Genomic DNA, 24,872 nt, shown 5'->3' on the forward strand with positions numbered 1-24,872 from the left:
TGCCGGCATTATACGGGGCGGCCAACGCGCGGCCAGCCCCAGCAACAATTACCGACACTTGTAGGAAGAAGACCAATAAAACCTAGGAAAATGCCTGCAACGTGACTGGAAAAGTCACTGCCCTCGGTTAACATGCGCGCCAATTCTTCGCTATCAAGGTTGTGTCGTGTCTTTTGGCTCTGCGTCCCCGCGTTCGTCCGTCTTACTGGCGCTGCTGTTCAGCCCGCTAGTGCTGGCCGACGACCTGTTCATGGACAACGAAGCACTGCCACAGGTGCTGACTGCCACGCGCCTGAAACAAACCCCGGCGGAAGTGCCAGGGAGCATGACCGTAATTGACAACGAACTGATCCACGCCAGCGGCGCCCGCGATGTCAGCGAACTGCTGCGCCTGGTGCCGGGGATGATGGTCGGCAACATCAGCGGCAATCAGGCGGCGGTCAATTACCACGGCACCAACGCCAGCGAAGCACGGCGCATGCAAGTGCTGATCGACGGCCGCTCGGTGTACCGCGCCGGTTTGTCCACGGTGGACTGGAGCGATATTCCGGTGGCCATGGAAGACATCGAGCGCATCGAAGTTTTTCGCGGCCCCAACACTGTCAGCTATGGCGCCAACGCGCTGATGGCGGTGGTCAATATCATCACGCGAAACCCGGCGGACAGCCACGGTACACGGCTGAAGTACACCCGTGGTCAGCGCGGCATCAACGATTTCTACGCCAGCCAGGGCACCGGCTGGAATGGCGGCGATCTGCGCCTGTCGCTGTCCGGGCAAGAAGACGACGGCTTCGACAGCGATCGCAGCGGCGCCGATTATCGTGACAGTCGCCGCTTGAACCGTTTCAGTCTCGCGGTCAGCCACACCCTCAGCGATAACCAAAGCCTCGACTGGCAGGTCAATGCAAAGGACGGCAGCAACCAGCGGCCCTACACCTATCGTCCGGTGTTCTCAGGGATTACCGCCGCCGGGAACAATTCCGACGTAGTCGCCAAAGATTACGCCGGCTCGGTGCGCTGGAACCTCGATATCAACCCGGAGCACAGCCTTTATATACAAGGCTCGGCGCAACACTGGGATCGCCAGCAAACCTGGCGCGCCTGTGATGCCGAGGTGTCATTCAGCCCCGAGCTGACGCAACTGTGGCAGCTCAATCCGAATTACACCGAACGTCTGGCGCGCAACATCACCCGCTTCACCGGCCCCGGCGCGGCGCCCGGCACTCCGCAAGAAATGGCCCTGGCCAATCAGGTGCTCGAGCAATGGCGTAACGGCGCCAGCCGCACCCTGTGCGGCGACATCGACCAGAGCGCGCGGGAATCGCGTTACGACCTCGAATTGCAGGACACCCTCAGCCTGTCCGACAGCCTGCGTCTGGTCAGCGGTATGAACTATCGTTACGACCGCGCCGACTCCGAAACCTACTTCAACGGCACACTGGACGACACCACGTGGCGCGCGTTCGGCCAACTGGAATGGCGCGCCACGGAGCATTGGCTGTTGCAGGGCGGTGCGATGTTCGAAAACACGCAACTGATCGGCAGTTCGCTGACCCCGCGATTTGCCGTCAATTACCTGATCAACCCGCGCCACGGCCTGCGCGCGGTTTACTCGGAAGCGATCCGCTCGCCGGACATGTTCGAGAACAACGTCAACTGGAGCTATCAGGTCAGCAACCTGCGGCCTTCGGCTTACGGCCAGTCGTCGGCGCGTTACTTCGTCAAGACACGCGGCCCGGGCGATCTCGATCAGGAGCACATGCGCTCACGGGAGCTGGGCTACAACGGCTATTTCGCCGAGCTGGGTCTGGCCCTGGATGTGAAGCTGTTCTACGACGAGATCACCGGAATGATCAGTGAGCCGCTGCGTAACAACCAATACATCGCCAGCAACGCTAACAGCTCGCGGTTTCGTGGCGCCGAAACCCAGCTCGACTGGCGCGTGAGCCTGGCCGACCGCTTGCGGTTCACCTACGCCTTCGTCGATGCCGAAGCGAGCAATCCGCTGGATCAACAATTCACCTCACGCAATAGCGGTTCGGCCGGTTGGCTGCGCGATTGGGGCCATGGCTGGAACAGCGCCCTCTTCTATTACGGCGACAACGCGCTCAATGGCTACCGTTTCGAGCGGGTCGACACACGCATCGCCAAACGCATCCCGCTGGGCAAAGCCCAGCTGCAACTGGCCGGCGTGCTGCAACAGCGCCTCGACCATGAGCCGACCACCTTCGTCGACAATAATTACGACGAGCGTCGGGTGATGTATTTCAGCGCTGAGCTGGAGTTCTAGGATGCGCTACGGGCCGTCACGGAAGCTGCCAACCCTTGGCCACTGGCTGGCCGGGTTTTGCCTGTTTCTGACCGCATGGCTGCATGGCATGGCGGTGCAAGCCGCCGATATTCTGTTGACCGGTGCCGAGGAAAGTCCTGGCGTGCAAGCATTCGTCCAGGCACTCAGCGAATTGCGTCCGACTGACAACGTGCGTTTCCAGCCGTTGGCCAGTCTGCCGGCACCGGGAAAACTGCCTGCCAGTCTGCGCCTGATTCTGCTCGACCTGCCGAGCCTCGACTGGCGCCTGCAAGACCCCCAAGGCCCGGCAACGCTGGTGCTGCGCATCAGTCGTCTGCAAGCGCGCCAGCGCCTCGGCAGCGCGCAACCGGCGCACCTGAGTTTGCTGTGGAGTGATCCACCGCTGAGCCGCCAGTTGCAGTTGATCCGACGCATTCTGCCCCAGGCCCAGCGGATCGGCGTGCTCTTCGATCAACACAGCGAATTCCTCCTCAAGGAACTCAATCTCGCCGCCGAACCACTGAACCTGCAAATCGTCAGCCAGCGCTGGGACAACATCCACGACAGCCGCCCGCTGCAAACCGTGCTGAAGAACAGCGATGTGTTACTCGGCCTCGACGACCCCGATCTGTACAACCCGAAAACCGCGAAAAACCTGCTGCTCAGCAGCTATTCACGGCAAGTCGCGCTGGTCGGTCCCAACGTGGCGTTCGTCCGCGCCGGCAGCCTGGCGAGTATCTACAGCGATCAGAACGACTGGCTGGCCGTGCTCGATCATTTGCTCGACCAATCGCCGGCCAGTTGGCCGCGAACGCTTTACCCCGCACGTTTTAAAGTCTCAAGTAATGCGCAGGTCGCTCGTTCCCTAGGGATCGAGCCGCTAAATGAAGCGTCTGTCGCCCAAGCGCTGGCTGAAGGAGAACGCCGCCCATGAGTTTTCGTCGCCGTTGGGACATCAACACCCGCACCCAGCTGATCAGTCTGGGCCCGGCGCTGTTGTTGACCCTGTTGTTGATCAGCTTCTTTACCTTTGTGCGCATTCAGGATTTGCGCCAGGAGCTGAACCACACCGGCCAACTGATCGCCAACCAACTGGCACCCGCCACTGAATACGGGGTGATTTCCGGCAATAACGAAGTGCTGGAAAGCCTGCTCAAAGCGACACTGGCCACGCCCAACGTGCGCTTTCTCGAAATACAGGACAGCGCCAACCGGATTCTGGTGTACGTCGAACAGCCCGCCGCCGCGCACAGCCGCCCGCATCAGGTTGAAGTGTTTCAGGCACCGGTGCGCCTGCAACGCATCGCCCTGCACAATGATTTCTTTCAGGACGGCAAGGTCAGCAACGGCGGGGCCAGCGAGGACTATCTGGGCCGAGTGATCGTCGGCTTATCCAACGATGCCTTCAGCCAGCGCCAGCAGGAGATTCTGTTCAAGGCCGGGATTCTCGCGCTGTTCGCCCTGCTCTTCACTTTTGTATTGGCACGACGCCTGGCCGGCAGCCTGTCGCAGCCGATTCGCGACATCGGCGATGCGGTCAAGGCGATTCAGGACGGCGATTACAAAACGCCGCTACCGATTGTCGATGACACCGAACTGGGCGCGCTGTCGCAGCACATCAATAACCTCGCTCAAGCGCTGGAACAGGCCAGCCGTGAGCAGCATCAAGCCATGGCGCAACTGATTCAGACCCGCGAAGAGGCGGAAAAGGCCAACAACGCCAAGTCGGACTTCCTGGCGATGATGAGCCACGAACTGCGCACGCCCATGAACGGCGTGCTGGGTATGCTGCAACTGCTGGAAACCACCGAGATGACCGAGGAGCAGGTCGAATACGCCGCACTCGCCTCGGAGTCCACCGAACACCTGCTGAAAGTCATCAACGATATTCTCGACTTCTCGCGCATCGAACGCTCGGAGCTGGAACTGGAGCACATCCCCTTCAACCTCGCCGAACTGATCAGCGCCTGCGCGCAGTCGTTCCAGCACAGCGCGGTACAGCGAGGGCTGGCGCTGAATCTGCGGATCCCGGACGACATGCGCGGTTTGCAGGTGCAGGGCGATCCGACGCGGATCCGGCAGATTCTGGTCAACCTGGTTGGCAATGCGCTGAAATTCACCGAACAGGGCCGGGTCAGCATCGAGGCGCAGTGGCAATCGCTGGATCACGAATTACTGTGGTTCACCTGTTCGGTGCGTGACAGCGGCATCGGTATTTCTTCTGAAAGTCTGGAGCTGATGTTCAATGCCTTCCAGCAGGCCGACAGTTCGATTTCACGGCGCTATGGCGGCACCGGTCTCGGTCTGCCGATCGCCCGCACGCTGGCCGAACGCATGGGCGGCACCTTGCGCGCGCAGAGCGAGGAAGGTCGCGGTTCGGTATTCACTCTGGAAATTCCGCTGGCACTCTATAAGCAGGCGCTGCCGCCCCTGGCTGCGCCGCGTGCACTGAACGGAAAAGAGCATGGTGAAGGACGCAATGTCTTGCTGGTCGAAGACAATCCAGTGAACCAGACAGTTATTGAAGCGATGCTGCGCAGTCTGGGCTTTACTGTCAGTGTTGCTACCGATGGCGCACAAGCCGTGCGCAGCGCCGAGGGCAGCGACTTCGAAGTGATTCTGATGGATTGCCGTTTGCCGATCATCGATGGCTACGAGGCTACCCGGCAGATCCGACTGCTACCCGGACGCAGCGAAGTGCCGATCATCGCGCTAACCGCCAACGCCTTGCAGGGCGACCGGGAAACCTGCCTGTCGGCGGGCATGAACGATTATCTGGCGAAGCCGTTCAAACGTAATGATCTGCAGCAGATTCTGCAGCGCTGGGTGTCGTAGTGTGGGCCTTTCGACCATCTGCGACTGGCGTGAAAAGCGAAAGTGCGGCAGTCTTAGGCACCCGAACGAGCCTCAAAAGGGGCTTGAATAAAAATTTCAGTGCACAAGTGTACATTCATGTCCTTGGTGCTGTGACTTTCACCACAACGCAATAGTCTATGAGTAGGCTGCCGGTTCGAGGCATGAACGCTTCGAACGGTCGGGAAGATTTGCCCCACCTGCCGCATGGGATTATTGAGGAGCTCGCATGACCAAACAAAACGCCTTTACTCGGGAAGATCTGCTGCGCTGCAGTCGCGGTGAGCTGTTCGGCCCAGGTAACGCGCAACTGCCCGCCCCGAACATGCTGATGGTCGATCGCATCACCCTGATCAGCGAAGAAGGCGGCAAGTACGGCAAAGGTGAATTGGTCGCCGAGCTGGATATCAACCCTGACCTGTGGTTCTTCGCGTGCCACTTCGAAGGCGATCCGGTGATGCCGGGCTGTCTGGGTCTGGATGCCATGTGGCAACTGGTCGGTTTCTTCCTGGGCTGGCAAGGCCTGCCGGGCCGTGGCCGTGCGCTGGGTTCAGGCGAAGTGAAGTTCTTCGGTCAGGTGCTGCCGACCGCCAAGAAAGTTACTTACAACATTCATATCAAACGCGTCCTCAAGGGCAAGCTGAACCTGGCCATTGCCGATGGTTCGGTGACTGTCGACGGTCGCGAAATCTACACCGCCGAAGGCCTTCGCGTCGGCGTGTTCACCTCCACTGACAACTTCTAAGGGTTATTCGCATGCGCCGCGTCGTTATCACTGGTCTGGGCATCGTTTCGTGCCTGGGCAATGACAAAGAGACCGTCTCCGCTAACCTGCGTGCAAGCCGCCCTGGCATCCGGTTCAACCCGGAATATGCTGAAATGGGTCTGCGTAGCCAGGTTTCCGGCTCCATCGACCTCAACCTTGAAGAACTGATCGATCGCAAGATCTATCGCTTCGTCGGCCACGCAGCCGCGTACGCCTACCTGGCCATGAAAGACGCCATTGCTGACTCCGGCCTGACCGAAGAGCAAGTGTCCAACCCGCGTACCGGCCTGATCGCCGGCTCGGGCGGTGCTTCCACGCTGAACCAGATGGAAGCGCTGGACATCCTGCGCGAGAAAGGCGTGAAACGCGTTGGCCCATACCGCGTGACGCGGACCATGAGCAGCACCGTTTCCGCTTGCCTGGCCACGCCATTCAAGATCAAAGGCCTGAACTACTCCATCGCATCTGCCTGCGCCACCAGTGCTCACTGCATCGGTACTGCCATGGAACAGATCCAGATGGGCAAACAGGACATCGTTTTCGCCGGTGGCGGTGAAGAAGAGCACTGGAGCCAGTCGTTCCTGTTCGACGCAATGGGCGCTCTGTCCAGCAAGCGTAACGACACCCCAGAACAAGCTTCCCGTGCCTACGACGCCGACCGTGACGGTTTCGTCATCGCTGGCGGTGGCGGCATGGTCGTGGTTGAAGAGCTGGAACACGCTCTGGCCCGTGGCGCGAAAATCTACGCCGAAATCGTTGGCTACGGCGCAACGTCCGACGGCTACGACATGGTTGCCCCAAGTGGCGAAGGCGCGATCCGCTGCATGCAGATGGCGATGTCCACCGTTGATACGCCGATCGACTACCTGAACACCCACGGCACCTCGACTCCGGTCGGCGACGTCGCGGAAATGAAAGGTGTGCGTGAAGTGTTCGGCGACAAGGCACCGGCGATCAGCTCGACCAAGAGCCTGTCCGGTCACTCCCTGGGCGCCGCCGGCGTTCACGAAGCGATCTACTGCATGCTGATGATGGAAGGCAACTTCATTGCCGGCTCCGCCAACATCGACGAGCTGGACCCTGAAGTGGCCGACCTGCCGGTGCTGACCAAGACCCGCGAGAACGCCACCATCAACACTGTGATGAGCAACAGCTTCGGCTTCGGCGGCACCAACGCCACGCTGGTACTGAAGCGCTGGGAAGGCAAGTAATTCCCCCCGCTTGAGCCACACATGAAAACGCCCCGACTGGTTCGGGGCGTTTTTTTTCGTCTGTAGAAAATAGCCGGGACACCGCTGATCCCTGTGGGAGCTGGCTTGCCAGCGATAGCGGAGTGTCAGGCAACGAAGATGCTTGCTGTGCCGACGTCATCGCTGGCAAGCCAGCTCCCACAGGGATCCAGAGAGTTCTGGAGATGAAACTTCTGTCATGAAACTTACCGCCCTGCGACCGAATGTCGCGGATTACGCGGGCTGCAGCACTGTTGCAAAAAACGCAATAACACCTTGCGCAAATCAAGCGTTTACTTAGCAAGCTAACAAATCATATAAAAGAGTCCTGCACACGCCTTGCTGCAGATAACTTGAGATTTGGAGCTAGCAGATGACTGTAAAAGTAACTGAACGCGACGATTCACACATGTCCCACGAAGGCGTAGCCGCCGGTATCCGCATCTGGGACGTGCATCAACAAGACTTGCTGGTCGGCATGTTCCACAACGAGATCGATGCCCACAACTACAAGGCCGAACTCGAAGTACAAGAGCAACAACGCGAAACCCGTTCCTCCTGATTCAACCACAGCATTGAAAACGACAAACCCCGCCATGAGCGGGGTTTGTCGTTATTACAGCTTTATCGATTTACCACATCAGATCATCAGGGATCTGATACGCCGCGTACGGATCGTCCTCGGTGCTGACCTCTTCGGTCTGCACGTTGAGCTGGACGATGCGCTGTGGATCGCGCTCCTGGATCTTCAGGGCCGCTTCACGCGGGATCACTTCGTAGCCGCCGGCATGGTGCACGATCGCCAGCGAACCGCTGCTGAGCTTGTTGCGCATCAGCGTGTTGACCGAGATGCGCTTGACCTTCTTGTCGTCGACGAAGTTGTAGTAGTCCTCGGTGGTCAGCTTCGGCAGACGCGAGACTTCGATCAGTTGCTTGACCTGTGCTGCACGCGCCTTGGCTTCGGCTTTCTCTTTCTGCTGGCGGTTCAGCTCCTGGTCACGCTTGACCTTCTCAGCCATGGCTTCCTGGGCGGCACGCTGCTGCGAGTCATCCAGTTCGATCTGACCTTTGTGCGCCAGACGTTGCTGCTTCTGCTTGTCCTTGCTGACCTGCTTGGCCTGCTTTTGGTTGACCAGGCCTGCTTTGAGCAACTGGTCGCGAAGGGAAATACTCATGGTGCTTACTCACTTGGGCAGTGGCTCAGCCGCAGCCGGGCAAATTCTTTTCCTGACGTTTGGCTTCACCCCACAGGGCGTCCAACTCTTCGAGGGTGCAATCTTCTATGGGACGGTGGGTGTCGCGCAATGCCTGTTCGATAAATCGGAAACGTCTTTCGAACTTGCCGTTGGCGCCACGCAGCGCAGTTTCCGGGTCGACCTTCAGATGCCGGGCCAGGTTGACCACGGAAAACAGCAGATCGCCGATCTCGTCAGCCACGGCGACGGGATCGTTTTCGGACATGGCTTCGAGGACTTCATCGAGTTCTTCACGCACCTTGTCGAGCACCGGCAAGGCGTCTGGCCAGTCGAAACCGACCTGGCCTGCGCGCTTCTGCAACTTGGCCGAACGCGACAATGCCGGCAACGTCGCCGGCACGTCATCGAGCAGTGACAGTTGCTCGGGCGCGGCAGATTTCTCGGCGCGCTCTTCAGCCTTGATCTCTTCCCAGCGCTGCTTGACCTGTTCTTCACTCAAGCGCGGCACATCCAGCGGTGCGTAGAGATCACCGGTGGGGAACACGTGGGGATGACGACGGATCAGTTTGCGGGTGATGCTGTCGATCACCCCGGCAAATTCGAAACGCCCTTCTTCCCTGGCCAACTGGCTGTAATACACCACTTGGAACAGCAGATCGCCCAGCTCGCCCTGCAAGTGATCGAAGTCGCCGCGCTCGATGGCGTCGGCCACTTCGTAGGCTTCTTCGAGGGTGTGCGGAACGATGGTCGCGTAGGTTTGCTTGATGTCCCACGGGCAACCGTATTGCGGATCGCGCAGACGGTTCATCAGGTGGAGCAGGTCTTCAAGGCTGTACATACAAAATCTCACTCAACCCTTTCTGCGATCTTGATCGTTCCCACGCTCTGCGTGGGAATGCAGCCCGTGACGCTCCGCGTCACTGGACGCAGAGCGTCCCTAGAGGCATTCCCACGCGGAGCGTGGGAACGATCAATCGAAGTCATCTTCAAGGGGTACGGTTACGCCGCGTTTCGATGATGTTCGGCAACTGCGAAATCCGCCCGAGCAACCGCCCCAGTGCATCCAGTCCCGGGATCTCAATGGTCAGCGACATCAGCGCGGTGTTGTCTTCCTTGTTCGAGCGGGTGTTGACCGCGAGCACGTTGATACGCTCGTTGAGCAATACCTGCGAGACGTCACGCAGCAGACCGGAACGGTCGTAGGCGCGGATGACAATGTCCACCGGGTAGGTGAGCACCGGCACCGGGCCCCAGCTGACCTGGATGATCCGCTCCGGCTCGCGTCCGCCCAGTTGCAGCACCGAGGCGCAGTCCTGACGGTGAATGCTCACGCCACGACCCTGAGTGATGTAACCAACGATCGCATCGCCCGGCAGCGGCTGGCAGCAGCCGGCCATCTGCGTCATCAGGTTGCCGACGCCCTGAATCTGAATATCGCCACGCTTGCCCGGTTTGTAGCCGGTGGCCTTGCGCGGAATCAGTTCTAGCTGCTCGTTGCCGCGTTCCGGTTCGACCAGTTGCTGCGCGAGGTTGACCAGTTGCGCCAGACGCAGGTCGCCGGCACCGAGGGCGGCGAACATGTCTTCGGCGGTTTTCATGTTGGCCTTGTCGGCCAGCTTGTCGAAGTCCACCGCTGGCAGGCCGAGGCGCGTCAGTTCGCGCTCGATCAGGGTTTTACCGGCGGCAACGTTCTGATCGCGCGCCTGCAATTTGAACCAGTGAACGATCTTCGCCCGCGCCCGCGAGGTAGTGACGTAACCGAGATTCGAGTTCAGCCAGTCGCGGCTCGGCGTACCGTGCTTGCTGGTGATGATCTCGACCTGCTCACCGGTCTGCAGGCTGTAGTTGAGCGGCACGATGCGCCCGTTGATCTTCGCGCCACGGCAGTTGTGGCCGATCTCGGTGTGCACGCGATAAGCGAAGTCCAGCGGTGTCGCGCCCTTCGGCAAGTCGATGGCGTGCCCGTCGGGGGTGAAGATGTAGACCCGATCCGGCTCGATATCGACGCGCAGTTGTTCGGCCAGACCACCGATATCGCCCAGCTCTTCGTGCCACTCGAGGACCTGTCGCAGCCAGGAGATTTTCTCTTCGTAGTGGTTCGAGCCGGATTTGACGTCGGTGCCCTTGTAGCGCCAGTGCGCGCAGACGCCGAGCTCGGCTTCTTCGTGCATCGAGTGCGTACGGATCTGCACCTCGAGCACTTTACCCTCAGGGCCGATCACCGCCGTGTGCAACGAGCGGTAGCCGTTCTCTTTCGGGTTGGCGATATAGTCGTCGAATTCTTTCGGGATGTGCCGCCACAAGGTGTGGACGATACCCAGCGCGGTGTAGCAGTCGCGCATTTCCGGGACCAGCACGCGCACCGCACGCACGTCGTAGATCTGGCTGAATTCCAGACCCTTGCGTTGCATTTTGCGCCAGATGGAATAGATGTGTTTGGCCCGGCCGCTGATGTCGGCATCGACGCCGGTGGCTTGCAATTCATCCTTGAGCTGGGTCATCACATCGGCGATGAAACGCTCACGGTCCAGCCGTCGCTCGTGGAGCAACTTGGCAATCTGCTTGTATTGATCCGGCTCGAGATAACGGAAGGACAAGTCCTCCAGTTCCCATTTGATATGACCGATGCCGAGGCGGTGCGCGAGCGGCGCATAAATGTCGAAGACTTCGCGGGCGACGCGGTTACGCTTTTCGTCGTCGGCGGTTTTCACCGCACGAATGGCGCAGGTGCGTTCGGCGAGTTTGATCAGGGCAACGCGAACGTCATCGACCATCGCCACCAGCATCTTGCGCAGGTTTTCCACCTGCCCTTGCGTGCCCATAACCATCGACTGACGCGGGCTGAGGCTGGCACTGATGGCGGCCATGCGCTGCACGCCGTCGATCAGTTTGGCCACCACCGGGCCGAAGCGCTGGCCGACGGCCGCGAGTTCGATCTGGCCTTCACGCACGCCGCGATACAGGACCGCTGCGACCAGCGAATCCTGATCGAGCTTGAGGTCGGCGAGAATCTCGGCGATTTCCAGGCCAGTACTGAAGCTGCCGGAGCCTTCGGCCCACAGATTCTTCCTGGCATTGGATTGTTGTTCGGCCTCGCGAGCGAACTCGCAGGCTTCTTTCAAGGCTTCGCGATCCAGTGCCAGATCGACACTGACCGCGTGATCGAGCCAAGCCTCGAGATTGATACTGCCGTCAGTGTTGATCGGCTGGTGTGCTCTCACCTGTACCATCTTGCTTTACCTTCCCTACGACGCAGATTCAATGCGTCAAATCGCTGATCCTTGTTGCCCGTTTGCGCTCGCGGGGCTAAAGCGAGCGCTGCGCGGACAGATCAGGCGGATTCAGACGAGCCATCCTGGCTCGCTTCAAATAACGCCATGGCCTCGACATGTGCCGTCTGAGGAAACATATCGAGAATCCCGGCACGTTTTAACCGGTAGCCCTGCTTGATCAATTCGACCGTATCGCGCGCCAGAGTTGCAGGGTTGCACGACACATACACCAACCGTTTGGCACCCAGGGTCGCCAGCTTGCGAACTACCTCGAAAGCACCGTCACGCGGTGGGTCCAAGAGTACCGCAGAAAAGCCGTTTCCGATCCACTGGGCATCGGTCAAAGGCTGGGATAAATCGGCTTGAAAAAACTTTGTGTTATGCAAATTGTTACTAGCGGCGTTGGCTTCAGCGCGATCAACCATGGTCTGCACGCCTTCGACCGCCACCACTTCCCGAACGGTTTTGGCCAGCGGCAAGGCAAAGTTGCCCAGGCCGCAGAACAGATCCAGCACGCGCTCGTCGCTACCGGGTTTCAGCCAGTCCAGCGCTTGCGCAACCATGGCTTCGTTGACGCCGGCGTTGACCTGGATGAAGTCACCCGGGCGGTACGCCAGATCCAGATCCCACTGTTCCAGGCGATAGCCCAGCGCCTGGGTCGCATCGACCGGTTGCGGCTCGCCTTCGCCATGCAGCCATAATTGCGCTTCATGGAACTGGCAGAATTCCTTGAGAATGGTCAGATCCGCTTCCGACAACGGCGCCATGTGCCGCAGCAGCACCGCCAGTGACGAGCCACTGAACAACTCGACATGGCCCAATGCTTGCGGTTTGCTCAAACGACGGAGCATCTCCGGCAAACGGGTCATGATCGGTTGCAAGGGCTGTACCAGCACCGGGCATTCGTTGATCGCGACGATGTCCTGGCTGCCGGCGGCACGGAAACCGACTTCGAGTTTCTTCGCCTTCATGTCCCAGCGCACGGCGATGCGGGCGCGACGGCGATAGCCGAATTCGGGACCGGTCAGCGGCGCTGCCCACGCTTCAGGTTCGACACCGGCGACACGCGACAATTGCTCGGCGAGCATGCGCTGTTTCAGGGCAAGCTGTTCGCTGTGGGGCAAATGCTGGACGCTGCAACCGCCACAACGACCGGCGTGCTGACACGGTGCCGGGCGACGCAGTTCGCTGGCCTTGAACACCCGCTCGGTGCGCGCCTCGACCACTTTGCCGTGGGCGCCGAGCACCCGCGCTTCGACCTCTTCGCCGGCGAGGGCGCCGAGGACGAACCAGGTTTTGCCTTCGAAAAACGCGATACCGCGACCGTCATTGGCCAGGCGCTCAATGCTCAAGCGCTGTTTTTTGCCGGTCGGAATTTGCGCGGCCTTGCTCCCACCCGTGGGCTGGAAGCGCAGGCCTCTCTCGTGCTTGGCCATCAGTTAGGCGCGTCGAAAATGCCGGTCGACAGGTAACGGTCGCCACGGTCGCAGATGATCGCGACGATCACCGCGTTTTCAACTTCTTTGGACAGGCGCAGCATCGCTGCCACCGCACCGCCCGAGGACACGCCGCAGAAGATACCTTCTTCGCGGGCCAGACGACGGGTCACGTCCTCGGCCTCGCTTTGCGCCATGTCGACGATACGGTCGACGCGGTCGGCCTGATAAATTTTCGGCAGGTATTCCTGCGGCCAGCGGCGGATGCCGGGAATGGCCGAGCCTTCCATCGGTTGCAGACCGACGATCTGCACGCTGTCGCTCTGCTCTTTCAAGTAGCGCGACACGCCCATGATGGTGCCGGTGGTGCCCATCGAACTGACGAAATGGGTAATGGTGCCCTGGGTCTGACGCCAGATTTCCGGACCTGTGGTGGTGTAGTGCGCCTCAGGATTGTCGCCATTGGCGAACTGATCGAGCACCTTGCCACGGCCTTCGACTTCCATCCGCTGGGCGAGGTCGCGGGCGCCTTCCATGCCTTCTTCCTGGCTGACCAGAATCAGCTCGGCACCGTACGCGGTCATCGCCGCTTTACGCTCGGCGCTGGAGTTGTCCGGCATGATCAGGATCATCTTGTAACCCTTGATCGCAGCGGCCATGGCCAGCGCGATCCCGGTGTTACCCGAGGTCGCTTCGATCAGCGTATCGCCGGCGTGGATCTGCCCGCGCAACTCGGCGCGGGTGATCATCGACAACGCCGGACGGTCCTTGACCGAACCCGCCGGGTTATTCCCTTCGAGCTTGAGCAATAGGGTGTTGCTGGTAGCACCGGGCAGGCGCTGCAAACGCACCAGCGGCGTGTTGCCGACGCAATCGGCGATGGTTGGGTACTGCAAGGTCATGGCGTATTCGCAATCCAGACGTGCGGGGGCGCCTATCATACCGGCAAACCCGCGCAGGCCATATCACGCAAAGTGCGGTGCTTATGGTTTATGGGAATAAGGGATTGAAAGTCGCACCAGTGGTGCGACTTTTACGGTGGGTCATCTTAATTGGCGGTGATGCGTATGGCCTCTTCGCAAGCAGGCTCGCTCCCACAAGGAGTAGTGTCAGCAGTGATGACACTATTAACTGTTGATCACACAATCTGCGGCGAACCGAGTTCCAATGTGGGAGCGAGCCTGCTCGCGAAGGCGTCAGTCGGCGCAACACCGTCATCCGCCAGCAACCGCAAATTCAACCGCAACCCTGCCCCGCTATTTTCCGCCCAAATACTCCCGCCCTGACGCTGCACGGCATTGCGCGCGATGCTCAGCCCCAAGCCAAAACCACCATCACCGGGCCGCGAGCCGTCGAGCCGAGTGAACGGCGAGAAGATCCGTTCCAGATCCCCTTCCGCCACCCCGCCGCCCTGATCTTCCAGCCACAGATGCCAGAAATCGCCGTCGCGCCGTCCATCCAGTCGCACGATCCCACCCGCAGGCGAATGCCGAATCGCGTTGCGCAAAATGTTCTCCAGCGCCTGCGCCAGGGTATTCAAGTTGCCGCGCACCCAGCACGACGCCTCGACCGAACACTGCAATTGCAGACTCGGCCAGCCGCTTTCATAACAGGCATTGTCGGTGAGCATTTCCCACAGGGCCTGAATCTGGATCGCCTCGTCGGGCAATGGCGAGCGGTCAGTATCGAGCCAAGCCAGTTGCAGGGTGTCTTCGACCAGTCTTTGCATACCGTCGACTTCGCGACCGATACGTTCGCGTAGCTGCACCAAATCCTGCTCGCTTTCGCTGGCCACGCGCAGCCGGCTCAGCGGCGTGCGCAATTCGTGGGACAGATCGCGGAGCAATTGCTGTTGCAGGGCGACGGTGGATTGCAGGCGCTCGGACATGGAGTCGAACGCCCGCGCCAGCTCGCCGAGTTCATCCGGGCGCTGGGTGATACCGCTCGACAGGCGCACATTCAATTGATCGGCACGCCAGGCGTTAGCCTGTTCGCGCAGGTTGTTCAGGGGCACGACCAGCAAGCGGTACAGACCGACACACAGCAATAACGTGAACAGACCTGGAATCACGCCGTTGGTGATGACGCGCCAGAACACCCGGTACTTACCCGGAACAAATCGTTCGGGCAATTCGATCACCAGGCTGCCGGCAGACGGCTCTTTGGGGAAAGGAATGCGCAACCACGGGCGGCCTTTCTTGTGGATCGGCCAGTCGAGCCCACGCAAGAAGGTCAGGTGCTGAATTTCCTGATCATTCAGCGGATCATTGCTCAGCGACTGTAAGTTGCCACCGATCACACCGACCCAACTGGCTTCACGCAACTCCATGCTCTGCAACCAGTCATCGACCCCGCTGCGGCCGCCGTGCTGCCAGGCCTGTTCCGCTTGCGCGGCGTAACGCGTCAGGGTGCCGCGCGCTTCGTCGGAGAGGAACTGGTTGCGCTCCTCCATATAACGGCCCCACGACCAGCTCAGCCAGATCATCAGCAGACAAAATGCGACCAGCAGAAACGCCAGTTTCCAGAACAGTGAATGCCGCCCCGGCAGTTCAGAGCGTTTCATCAGCGGCGCTCAACACGTAACCCTTGCCCCAGACGGTGCGCACTTCACGCTCGGTGTAACCGATGGCTTTCAGTTTGCGGCGGATCTGGCTGATATGCATGTCGAGGCTGCGATCGTGGGCCGCGTAGCCGCGCTGCAAAACGTGCTGATAAAGGAAGGCTTTGCTCAGCACTTCCTCTTCGTTGCGATTGAGGGTTTCGAGCAAACGGAATTCGCTGCGGGTCAGCCCGGCGGGTTGTTCGCGGAAAAACACATCGCACTGTTCGTCATCGAATCGCAGCGTACCGACCGCCACTGGCGCCGCCAGCGCTGCCGGGCGCCGATCCAGCGCAACCCGGCGCAGGATCGCTTCGATGCGCACATGCAACTCGGCCATGCTGAACGGCTTGGGTAAATAATCGTCAGCACCGAGACGGAAACCGCTGATGCGATCCGCCTCGGCGCCGAGGGCCGACATCAGCAGTACCGGTGTCGAATGGCTCTGGCGCAATTGCGTCAACACCTGCAAACCGTCCAGGCCCGGCAAGAGAATATCCATCAGCACCACGTCGAACGGCTGGCGCGTGGCGATGTTCAGGCCTTCCTGACCGTTCTGGCACCAGGTCACCTGAAAGCCGCTGCGGCCCAGATGTTCGTGAACATAGGCGCCGAGTACCGGATCGTCTTCGATGGAGAGAATGCGTGGCTGGCCAGCGGAAACAGGAGTCATGAGTATCTGCAAGTAATTCTCAGTTGAGACTGATTATTCAAGATTGCCGGGCATCGGGCAACTCAAGGTTGACCGAGCTGACCAACGAGCAGCGACGCCCTGCCGCGACGCGAGCGCATTTTTCCGGAGATTGCCCGCGAGCAAATCGCTACACTGCGCCAATGTCGCGTGCCGGATGCACGCATGAGTCAACAGATCAGCGGGATGCAGGAGATAGGCGTGCTCAAGAAACTGGGAATCAAAGGTCGCGTGTTATTGCTGACCTTGTTGCCGACCAGCCTGATGGCGCTGGTGCTGGGTGGTTATTTCACCTGGACGCAGCAGGCCGACTTGCAGACCCAATTGATGCAGCGCGGCGAAATGATTGCCGAGCAACTGGCGCCGCTGGTGGCACCCGCCATGGGCCATGGCAACAGCGAATTGCTGGAGCGCATCGCCACGCAATCCCTTGAACAGCCGGACGTGCGCGCGGTGACCTTCCTCGCCCCGGACCGCTCGCCGCTGGCCCACGCCGGCCCGACCATGCTCAATCAGGCGCCCAGCGGCGACAGCGCGCATTTGCAACGGCGCAGTGGCAATGACGCGACGCGTTACCTGATGCCGGTGTTCGGCAAACATCGCAACCTCGCCGGCGAACTGATCCCGGAAGAATCCGAGCGACTGCTTGGCTGGGTCGAATTGGAGCTGTCGCATAACGGCATGTTGCTGCGCGGTTATCGCAGCCTGTTTGCCAGCCTGCTGCTGATTGCCGCCGGTCTGGCGGGCGCCGCCCTGCTGGCGTTGCGCATGGGCCGCACCATCAACCGGCCGCTGAGCCAGATCAAGCAAGCCGTCGCGCAACTCAAGGACGGCCATCTGGAAACGCGTTTGCCGCCACTTGGCAGCCAAGAGCTGGATGAGCTGGCCTCCGGGATCAATCGCATGGCCGGCACCTTGCAGAACGCCCGCGAAGAACTGCAACACAGTGTCGATCAGGCCACCGAAGACGTGCGCCAGAACCTGGAAACCATCGAGATCCAGAACATCGAACTGGACCTGGCGCGCAAAGAAGCGCTGGAGGCGAGCCGGATCAAATCCGAATTCCTCGCCAACATGAGCCACGAGATCCGCACGCCGCTCAACGGTATTCTCGGCTTCACGCACCTGTTGCAGAAAAGCGAACTGACCCCGCGCCAGCTCGATTATCTGGGCACCATCGAAAAGTCTGCCGACAGCCTGCTGGGGATCATCAACGAGATCCTCGACTTCTCGAAAATCGAGGCGGGCAAACTGGTGCTCGACCATATTCCGTTCAACCTGCGCGACCTGTTGCAGGACACCCTGACCATCCTCGCCCCCGCCGCACACGCCAAGCAATTGGAGCTGGTCAGTCTGGTCTACCGCGACACGCCGCTGTCGCTGGTCGGTGACCCGTTACGCCTGAAGCAGATCCTCACCAACCTGGTCAGCAACGCAATCAAGTTCACCCGCGAAGGCACCATCGTTGCCCGCGCGATGCTTGAAGATGAACACGAAGACAGCGTGCAGTTGCGCATCAGCATTCAGGACACCGGCATCGGCCTGTCGAATCAGGACGTGCGCGCGTTGTTCCAGGCCTTCAGTCAGGCCGACAACTCGCTGTCGCGGCAACCGGGCGGCACCGGCCTGGGGCTGGTGATTTCCAAGCGTCTGATTGAGCAGATGGGTGGTGAAATCGGCGTCGACAGCACACCCGGCGAAGGCTCGGAATTCTGGATCAGCCTGAGCCTGCCGAAAACCCGTGACGACGCCGAAGACTTGCCGGCCCCGCCGCTACTCGGGCGCCGCGTGGCAGTACTGGAAAGTCATGAACTGGCGCGTCAGGCCTTGCAACATCAACTGGAAGATTGCGGCCTCGATGTCACGCCGTTCAATACGCTGGAAACCTTGACCAATGGCGTCACCGGCGCGCACCAGACCGATCAGGCGATTGATCTGGCGGTCATCGGCATCACCAGCAACGACATGCTGCCCGAGCGTTTGAATCAGCACATCTGGGACCTCGAACATCTGGGCTGTAAAGTGCTGGTGCTGTGCCCGACCACCGAACAGACGCTGTTCCATCTGTCGGTGCCGAACCCGCACAGTCAGTTGCAAGCCAAGCCGGCCTGCACACGCAAACTGCGTCGTGCGCTGGCCGATCTGGTCAACCCGCGCCAGCCGCGCAATGAGCCAGGGGAACCGCTGTCGAGCCGCGCGCCGAAAGTGCTCTGTGTCGACGACAACCCGGCCAACCTGCTGCTGGTGCAAACCCTGCTCGAAGACATGGGCGCCAAGGTACTTGCGGTGGAAAGTGGCTACGCGGCGGTCAAAGCCGTACAAAGCGAGTCCTTCGATCTGGTGTTGATGGACGTGCAGATGCCGGGCATGGACGGCCGCCAGAGCACCGAAACCATTCGCCAGTGGGAAAGCGAGCGGCACTGCACGCCGCTGCCGATCGTCGCCCTCACCGCCCACGCCATGGCCAACGAAAAACGCGCGTTGCTGCAAAGCGGCATGGACGATTACCTGACCAAACCGATCAGCGAACGGCAACTGGCGCAGGTGGTGCTGAAATGGACCGGCCTGGCCTTGCGCAATCAAGGGCCGGAGCGGATCAGCGACAGCGCGGCGGGCAATAATGAACTGCCGGTGCTCGATCACGAGGAAGGTTTGCGCCTGGCCGCCGGCAAGGCTGATCTGGCGGCAGACATGCTGGCCATGTTGCTCGCCTCACTGGAAGCCGACCGCGAGGCCATCCGCGCGGCGTGCGAAAACCGCGACCAGAATGCATTGATCGAACGCGTCCATCGCCTGCACGGTGCCACCCGTTATTGCGGCGTACCGCAATTGCGCGCGGCCTGCCAGCGCAGCGAAACCCTGCTCAAGCAGGACGACCCCAAGGCCGTGGCAGCGCTGGAAGAACTGGAGCGCGCGATCAACCGGCTCGCGGCACAAGCGAAGATCAGCGCCTGATCCACGGCAATGCCGGCCAACACCGGCAGCGCTAAAGTGGGTTCGGGTGATTCAATCCGTGTCGATGTTCCAGGAGGATTTCATGCGCACGCTCGTTTTCAGCAGCCAGACCTATGACCGCGACAGCTTTCTCGCCGCCGCTTGCCCGGCAGGTATCGAGTTGCACTTTCAACCGGCCCGGCTCAGCCTCGATACGGCAGCGCTGGCCGATAGACATGAAGTGGTCTGTGCGTTCATCAATGATGATCTCAGCGCTCCCGTGCTGGAGCGCCTGGCTGCGGGCGGCACGCGTCTGATTGCCCTGCGCTCGGCGGGCTACAACCATGTCGATCTGGCCGCAGCGAAACGTCTCGGACTGGCCGTGGTGCGCGTGCCGGCCTACTCGCCGCATGCGGTGGCCGAACACGCCGTGGCGCTGATCCTGGCCCTCAACCGTCGCCTGCACCGTGCCTATAACCGCACCCGTGAAGGCGATTTCAGCCTCCATGGCCTGACCGGTTTCGACCTGGTCGGCAAAACCGTGGGGATTGTCGGCACCGGACAGATCGGCGCCACGTTCGCGAAAATCATGCACGGTTTCGGTTGTGAGCTACTGGCTTACGATCCCTTCCCCAACCCCGATGTTCTGGCGTTGGGTGCGCGTTACCTGAGCCTGCCGGAACTGCTCGCGCAGTCGCGGATCATCAGCCTGCACTGTCCGCTCAACGAGCAAAGCAAACACCTGATCAACCGCGATTCACTGGCGCACATGCAGGCGGGCGCCATGCTTATCAATACCGGCCGTGGTGGGCTGGTCGACACACCGGCACTGATCGATGCATTGAAGGACGGCCAACTCGGCTATCTGGGGCTGGATGTCTATGAGGAAGAGGCACAACTGTTTTTCGAGGATCGCTCCGACCTGCCTTTGCAGGACGATGTGCTGGCGCGATTGCTGACCTTTCCCAACGTGATCATCACCGCGCATCAGGCCTTTCTGACCCGCGAAGCGCTGGGTGCAATTGCCGCAACCACCCTGCACAACATCGCGACCTGGGCGGCGGGAACGCCACAGAACCAGGTCGAGGGCTGAGGTTTTTTGCGCTTATTTCGGTGAAAGCGAAGACGCCAGAATCAGCATCGCCAGCCAGCCGAAACCAAAAAAGCGCTGTTTCATCGAGTGGCCGTAGCGCAGCAGGAACCAGACGAAAAACATCGGCAGCAGGAAGATCATGATCTTCAGCCAGCCTTCCACCGGACGACTGCCGTCGGCATTGGCCTGCTCTGTGGCCGGTTGCTCGGTTGGCTGCTGGCGCCGACGCCGTGCGGCGGCCGGCATGACTTTCGGTAAAGGTTGCGGTTCAGGCGCTGGAGCAGTGACTTCGGGCACAGCCTTGTTACGCGGCAGACTGCCAAAAGAAATCGTCGAAGGCTGAGCCGGGGCCGCAGTTGCCTGCGCCTGGGCGTGAGCGGTTTGCTCCGCCATCGGAGCTCCACAATGAATGCAGGCCGAGGCTTCGGAGCTGATGCTCTTTTTGCATTCATAACATTCGATCAGCGCCATGTTCCGTTCCTTCAGATTCGAGGCCGGCAGTTTGCCATGAGTGTCGCGGTATTTGAACCGGATCGAAGGTCGCACGCGCGCATCATTCTGCAATCAACCCCGTGCTAGCATGTCGCGCATATTTGGAGGACCCATGGTCGAACACGATTTCCGCTATACCCTGATGAACCCGCAACACACCCTCACCGAATGCCGCGCCCTCGTTCCGGGCCGCTATCAGGTCACCGGCAATGGTGGCTCGATTCGCATCGGTGACGCGCTGTTGGTCACCCTCAAAGGCAGCAAGGACTTGTCCATGCGCCTGACCGTTGAAACCGTCCGCCACCTGATCAACCCGCCGGGCCAATGGACCGCGATGACCACTGGCCCGGTGTTCGGCGAACTGGCGATCCACACCTGGCAGGTCAATTGCGACAGCTGCGCCAAAGAGCTGAGCTTCGAATTTGCCGTGGACGCCAAACTCGGCAAGGCCGCAGAGAAACCGGCGGCCACCGCGCGCATCGCCGAGCTGGGCTGGAAAGCCGTGGGCGAAAAGCACCTGTGCCCGAAATGCCAGGAGCCTGCGTGATGAAACGGCTTGCCCTGACCGCTATGGTCGGTGTGGGTCTGGTGGGTTGCGCGGCAGAGCCTGTGCAACTGCAACAGAACCGCAGCTACATTCTGGAGTGGATCGGCGAGCGCCCGCTGATGGATTACAGCCATCTGACCGTGACCCTGGGCGATGATGGCCGCGCCTACGGCAACGGCGGCTGCAACCATTGGTTTGCGCCGTATACGCTGGACGGCGACAAGCTGACCTTCGGCAAGATCGGCAAGACCCGCAAACTCTGTGCACCAGCGTTGATGGAGCAGGAACAACGCTTCCTGCAGGCGCTGGAACACGTCGAGCGCTGGGATATCTCGCCGATCGAGCAGATGCGCTTCTGGCCGGCTGAAGGCAAGCCGCTACGCTGGTGGCTGGAAGAGGGTTGATTGGCTAGTCCGCCGATGCCCTCATCGGAACGCCGCCCGCCTAGCCCTCTCCCAGGGGGAGAGGGGACTGATTGGGGGATATTGGGGAGCTACGCCGACCTGAAAGGTCCTCATCGAATCCATAATCGATCGAATCCCGCTCTTGCGACTGCCTAATCGAGCGGATCTGGTTTTGACGAATTCACAATCGACTCGATCTCTCAGGTCGATGTACCTCGCCAGACACCTCGGTCGGCTCCCTCTCCCTCTGGGAGAGGGCTGGGGTGAGGGTTGCTCTTTAGCGGCAATTCACTTGGTCGCCTGCAACGCCTCCAGCTTCGCCATCACCCCAGCCGCCGTCTGCTCCCCCATCAACTGCTCACGCACCTTGCCTTTGTTGTCGATGATGTACGTCACCGGCAGCGCCTCACTGCGCGGTAACTCAAACAACTCCGCCGGATCCTGCGCCAGCACGGTGAACTTGATGCCCAGTTTTTCACTGGCGTCTTTCAGCTCCACACCTTGCACATTGTCAAAGTTGACCCCGAACACGCCGACGTTCTTGCTCTTCAGCTCGTCAGCCAGATGGTTGAGCTCCGGGATCTCGGTGCGGCACGGGCCGCACCATTCGGCCCAGTAGTTGAGCACCACCCATTGTTTGTCGAGACGTTCGGACGCGACCTTCTGACCGTTCTGGTCGATCCCGTAATCATTGCCGCAGCCCCCCAGCATCAACGCCCCGATTATCGTCAATGCCGCTGCCAATCGCCGTGTCATGTCGTGTTCCTTGAGAAAATTTGAAGGCGCCTGCGACCCATTGCCTCCGAAGGTTCTGGATTGCGCGCTGCACAGTTAGAATAGCCGCCACTTTACGCCAGAAGCGACCCGCCATGACCGATCTGACGCTTTATCACAATCCGCGCTGCTCGAAATCCCGCGGCGCGCTGGAGCTTCTTGAAGCCCGCGGCCTGACCCCGAACGTCGTGCGGTACCTCGAGACCCCGCTGAATGCAGCGCAAATCAAGGCCCTGCTCGGCAAGCTCGGGATCAGCGCACGTCAGTTGCTGCGCACCGGGGAAGATGAATACAAAATGCTTCAACTGGCTGACGAAAGCCTCAGCGAAGCGCAATTGATCGACGCCATTGCCCAGCATCCAAAACTGATGGAGCGACCGATTCTCGAAGTCGGCGACAAAGCGGTGATCGGTCGTCCACCCGAAAATATCCTGGAGTTGTTGCCGTGAGCGCGCCGTACATTCTGGTGCTGTATTACAGCCGCAACGGCTCGACCAACGAGATGGCCCGGCAGATTGCCCGCGGTGTCGAACAGGCTGGCCTCGAAGCGCGCCTGCGCACCGTGCCGGCGATCTCCACCGAGTGCGAAGCCGTGGCCCCGGCCATCCCGGAGGACGGCGCGCTGTACGCAACGCTGGATGATTTGAAGAACTGCGCTGGCCTCGCCCTCGGTAGCCCGACGCGTTTCGGCAACATGGCCGCGCCACTGAAGTACTTCCTCGACGGCACCAGCAACCTGTGGCTGACCGGCGCCCTCGTCGGCAAACCGGCTGGCGTGTTCACCTCTACCGCCAGCCTGCACGGCGGTCAGGAAACCACCCTGCTGTCGATGATGTTGCCGCTGCTGCACCACGGCATGCTCATCACCGGCCTGCCGTACAGCGAGTCGGCGCTGCTGGAAACCCAGGGTGGCGGCACGCCTTACGGTGCCAGTCATCACGCCGGAGCGGACGGCAAAAAAGGCCTTGATCAGCACGAAGTTGCACTGTGCCGTGCGTTGGGTCTGCGGCTGGCCAAAACCGCTCAGAAACTGGTGGGCTGAGATGGCGAAGAAGCCGAAGATTCTGCCGAGTGTCGAGTGGCTTGAGCCACGGGTGAAGGCGATGCGGGTGCTCAGCCTGCTGAGCTTTTTCGCCCTAGCCGGTCTGCTCGCGGCCTACTATCTGCTGTTCGCCGACCTGCACGGCGCGCGGCCATGGGTGATTCTGCTGGTCGAGCTGATCCCGTGGATCATCCTCGCCCCGGCGATGATCATGGGCAGCGCCCGTGGGCATTCGTGGATGTGCTTTGTGGTGAATCTGTATTTCATCAAAGGCGCACTGGCGGCGTATGACCCGAGTCGACAGTGGTTTGGCGTGCTGGAGATGATCGCGAGCCTGGCGGTGTTCTGCTCGGCGCTGTTGTATGTGCGGTGGCGGTATCAGTTGAATCGCAAGCAGGCTGGCGAAGGCGAAGTCTCCGTCGCCTGACAGACCGCCATCGCTGGCAAGCCAGCGATTGGGGCAACTCGGTATCAATGATTCACTGTGTACGCGAGCATCATCGAAATCTGGCTCATCGCCCGTCCGCCGCTCTGCTCATGCCACTGGTTGAACGTGTCCTGGACAATCGCCAGGTCACGCAAACTGGTCGGCACCTTGTCGACGATCTTCTGCGCATTCAGCGCCGCGACCACGTCGTAGCTCGGCACAAACGTGTCCTTGCCAACCATGCGCAAAAACCGTGGCGCCGACAGCCCGCCCAGTTGATGGCCGTGCTTTTTCAGGTACGTCCATAAACCGACGATATCGGTCACCGGCCAGTCGGCAATCAGCGCACCGAAACTGCCCTTCTCCTTCTCCACATCGAGAATGAACTGCGCATTGCGCGGCACGCTCTTGAGCTTGCCGAGGTGACGGATGATTCGCGCATCCTGCATCAGGCGCTCAAGGTGTTCGGCGCTCATCAGCACGACTTTTTCCGGGTCGAACTTGAAGAACACCTCTTCGAAGGCCGGCCACTTGGCGTCGACCAGACTGTGTTTGAGGCCGGCGCGAAATACGCGCAGGGCCATGGTCGAGAGGTAGCGGTCGTCGCTGATCTTGCGCAGTTGTGCCGGGGTCTTGGGAACGGGCAGATGGGCTTCCAGTTCAGCCGCCGAACCGAAGCGGTTCAGACAGTATTCGTGCAGCCACTTGTAATCGCGCATGCCCTCTCCTATTGAATGAAGCAAGAAACCAATGTGGGAGCGAGCCTGCTCGCGAAGTGGGAGTATCAGTCAACAAATCAGTTGAATGACGCACCGCTTTCGCGAGCA

At 60.5% G+C, this 24,872-nt stretch carries 23 protein-coding genes; 13 read left to right on the forward strand and 10 right to left on the reverse strand.

Annotated elements, in window-relative coordinates; genetic code table 11:
- Positions 1 to 166: 166 nt before the first annotated feature.
- The 6 genes from J0G10_RS23205 to J0G10_RS23230 all read left to right on the forward strand — a co-directional run bounded on the left by J0G10_RS23205 (position 167) and on the right by J0G10_RS23230 (position 7,700).
- Positions 167 to 2,290, forward strand: a complete 2,124-nt coding sequence (locus J0G10_RS23205) for a TonB-dependent receptor plug domain-containing protein (protein WP_220556847.1) — start codon at positions 167 to 169, stop codon at positions 2,288 to 2,290.
- Between the two features lies 1 nt (position 2,291).
- Positions 2,292 to 3,224, forward strand: a complete 933-nt coding sequence (locus J0G10_RS23210) for an ABC transporter substrate-binding protein (RefSeq protein ID WP_220556848.1) — start codon at positions 2,292 to 2,294, stop codon at positions 3,222 to 3,224.
- Positions 3,221 to 5,125 (forward strand): ATP-binding protein, encoded by a 1,905-nt coding sequence (locus J0G10_RS23215; RefSeq protein WP_220556849.1) that lies wholly within the window; start codon positions 3,221 to 3,223, stop codon positions 5,123 to 5,125. The genes J0G10_RS23210 and J0G10_RS23215 overlap by 4 nt, the downstream gene beginning before the upstream one ends.
- Positions 5,126 to 5,372: 247 nt before the next feature.
- Positions 5,373 to 5,888: a 3-hydroxyacyl-[acyl-carrier-protein] dehydratase FabA gene (gene fabA / locus J0G10_RS23220; RefSeq protein ID WP_003227150.1), complete on the forward strand. Its 516-nt coding sequence runs from the start codon at positions 5,373 to 5,375 to the stop codon at positions 5,886 to 5,888.
- A gap of 11 nt (positions 5,889 to 5,899) precedes the next feature.
- Positions 5,900 to 7,120, forward strand: a complete 1,221-nt coding sequence (fabB, locus tag J0G10_RS23225) for a beta-ketoacyl-ACP synthase I (protein ID WP_003227152.1) — start codon at positions 5,900 to 5,902, stop codon at positions 7,118 to 7,120.
- 391 nt (positions 7,121 to 7,511) lie between these two features.
- Positions 7,512 to 7,700, forward strand: coding sequence for a hypothetical protein (locus J0G10_RS23230; RefSeq protein ID WP_077574113.1), 189 nt, complete (start codon positions 7,512 to 7,514; stop codon positions 7,698 to 7,700).
- Between the two features lie 70 nt (positions 7,701 to 7,770).
- On the opposite strand, the gene J0G10_RS23235 is transcribed toward J0G10_RS23230, so the two are convergent.
- The 7 genes from J0G10_RS23235 to J0G10_RS23265 form a co-directional block, all read right to left on the reverse strand.
- Positions 7,771 to 8,313 carry a DUF2058 domain-containing protein gene (locus J0G10_RS23235; protein ID WP_016987455.1) on the reverse strand — a complete coding sequence of 181 codons (543 nt, stop codon included), beginning with the start codon at positions 8,311 to 8,313 and terminating at the stop codon, positions 7,771 to 7,773.
- 25 nt (positions 8,314 to 8,338) lie between these two features.
- Complete coding sequence (mazG, locus tag J0G10_RS23240; protein ID WP_095125219.1) at positions 8,339 to 9,172, reverse strand: nucleoside triphosphate pyrophosphohydrolase; 834 nt, start codon at positions 9,170 to 9,172, stop codon at positions 8,339 to 8,341.
- Between the two features lie 148 nt (positions 9,173 to 9,320).
- Complete coding sequence (gene relA, locus J0G10_RS23245; protein ID WP_077574114.1) at positions 9,321 to 11,564, reverse strand: GTP diphosphokinase; 2,244 nt, start codon at positions 11,562 to 11,564, stop codon at positions 9,321 to 9,323.
- A gap of 101 nt (positions 11,565 to 11,665) precedes the next feature.
- Positions 11,666 to 13,042 carry a 23S rRNA (uracil(1939)-C(5))-methyltransferase RlmD gene (gene rlmD / locus J0G10_RS23250; RefSeq protein ID WP_095051064.1) on the reverse strand — a complete coding sequence of 459 codons (1,377 nt, stop codon included), beginning with the start codon at positions 13,040 to 13,042 and terminating at the stop codon, positions 11,666 to 11,668.
- Positions 13,042 to 13,944 (reverse strand): cysteine synthase CysM, encoded by a 903-nt coding sequence (cysM, locus tag J0G10_RS23255; protein WP_176471271.1) that lies wholly within the window; start codon positions 13,942 to 13,944, stop codon positions 13,042 to 13,044. Before cysM ends, rlmD begins: the two co-directional genes overlap by 1 nt.
- A 236-nt stretch (positions 13,945 to 14,180) precedes the next feature.
- On the reverse strand, positions 14,181 to 15,605 hold the full coding sequence (locus tag J0G10_RS23260) for a sensor histidine kinase (RefSeq protein ID WP_220556850.1): 1,425 nt from the start codon (positions 15,603 to 15,605) through the stop codon (positions 14,181 to 14,183).
- Entirely contained in the window at positions 15,592 to 16,314 is a 723-nt protein-coding gene (locus tag J0G10_RS23265) for a response regulator transcription factor (RefSeq protein WP_220556851.1), read from the reverse strand. Before J0G10_RS23265 ends, J0G10_RS23260 begins: the two co-directional genes overlap by 14 nt.
- A gap of 219 nt (positions 16,315 to 16,533) precedes the next feature.
- On the opposite strand from J0G10_RS23265, the gene J0G10_RS23270 reads away from it, so the two are divergent.
- Both J0G10_RS23270 and J0G10_RS23275 read left to right on the forward strand, forming a co-directional pair.
- The gene (locus J0G10_RS23270) at positions 16,534 to 19,287 is read left to right on the forward strand and encodes a response regulator (RefSeq protein ID WP_095051076.1); all 2,754 of its coding nucleotides are present in this window, start codon (positions 16,534 to 16,536) and stop codon (positions 19,285 to 19,287) included.
- Between the two features lie 82 nt (positions 19,288 to 19,369).
- Complete coding sequence (locus J0G10_RS23275; RefSeq protein WP_220556852.1) at positions 19,370 to 20,359, forward strand: 2-hydroxyacid dehydrogenase; 990 nt, start codon at positions 19,370 to 19,372, stop codon at positions 20,357 to 20,359.
- Between the two features lie 12 nt (positions 20,360 to 20,371).
- Here J0G10_RS23275 and J0G10_RS23280 read toward each other — a convergent pair whose 3' ends face one another.
- Positions 20,372 to 20,830, reverse strand: a complete 459-nt coding sequence (locus J0G10_RS23280) for a hypothetical protein (RefSeq protein ID WP_095051074.1) — start codon at positions 20,828 to 20,830, stop codon at positions 20,372 to 20,374.
- A gap of 133 nt (positions 20,831 to 20,963) precedes the next feature.
- On the opposite strand from J0G10_RS23280, the gene J0G10_RS23285 reads away from it, so the two are divergent.
- Both J0G10_RS23285 and J0G10_RS23290 read left to right on the forward strand, forming a co-directional pair.
- Entirely contained in the window at positions 20,964 to 21,398 is a 435-nt protein-coding gene (locus J0G10_RS23285; protein ID WP_095051061.1) for a hypothetical protein, read from the forward strand.
- On the forward strand, positions 21,398 to 21,802 hold the full coding sequence (locus J0G10_RS23290) for an META domain-containing protein (RefSeq protein WP_093442194.1): 405 nt from the start codon (positions 21,398 to 21,400) through the stop codon (positions 21,800 to 21,802). Before J0G10_RS23285 ends, J0G10_RS23290 begins: the two co-directional genes overlap by 1 nt.
- A 288-nt stretch (positions 21,803 to 22,090) precedes the next feature.
- Here the strand turns inward: J0G10_RS23290 and J0G10_RS23295 are convergent, their stop codons facing one another.
- The gene (locus tag J0G10_RS23295; protein ID WP_007917494.1) at positions 22,091 to 22,558 is read right to left on the reverse strand and encodes a TlpA disulfide reductase family protein; all 468 of its coding nucleotides are present in this window, start codon (positions 22,556 to 22,558) and stop codon (positions 22,091 to 22,093) included.
- A gap of 113 nt (positions 22,559 to 22,671) precedes the next feature.
- Here J0G10_RS23295 and arsC point away from each other — a divergent pair, with 113 nt between their 5' ends.
- The 3 genes from arsC to J0G10_RS23310 are packed head-to-tail and all read left to right on the forward strand — an operon-like array spanning position 22,672 to position 24,045.
- Positions 22,672 to 23,025: an arsenate reductase (glutaredoxin) gene (arsC, locus tag J0G10_RS23300; protein WP_093442189.1), complete on the forward strand. Its 354-nt coding sequence runs from the start codon at positions 22,672 to 22,674 to the stop codon at positions 23,023 to 23,025.
- Positions 23,022 to 23,618: an NAD(P)H:quinone oxidoreductase gene (gene wrbA, locus J0G10_RS23305; RefSeq protein ID WP_095125223.1), complete on the forward strand. Its 597-nt coding sequence runs from the start codon at positions 23,022 to 23,024 to the stop codon at positions 23,616 to 23,618. Before arsC ends, wrbA begins: the two co-directional genes overlap by 4 nt.
- A gap of 1 nt (position 23,619) precedes the next feature.
- Positions 23,620 to 24,045: a DUF2069 domain-containing protein gene (locus J0G10_RS23310; protein WP_220556853.1), complete on the forward strand. Its 426-nt coding sequence runs from the start codon at positions 23,620 to 23,622 to the stop codon at positions 24,043 to 24,045.
- 44 nt (positions 24,046 to 24,089) lie between these two features.
- Here J0G10_RS23310 and J0G10_RS23315 read toward each other — a convergent pair whose 3' ends face one another.
- Positions 24,090 to 24,764, reverse strand: a complete 675-nt coding sequence (locus J0G10_RS23315; protein WP_095051058.1) for a DNA-3-methyladenine glycosylase I — start codon at positions 24,762 to 24,764, stop codon at positions 24,090 to 24,092.
- Positions 24,765 to 24,872 lie beyond the last annotated feature (108 nt).

The organism is Pseudomonas germanica, assembly GCF_019614655.1.
Taxonomy (GTDB): Bacteria; Pseudomonadota; Gammaproteobacteria; order Pseudomonadales; family Pseudomonadaceae; genus Aquipseudomonas; species Aquipseudomonas neuropathica.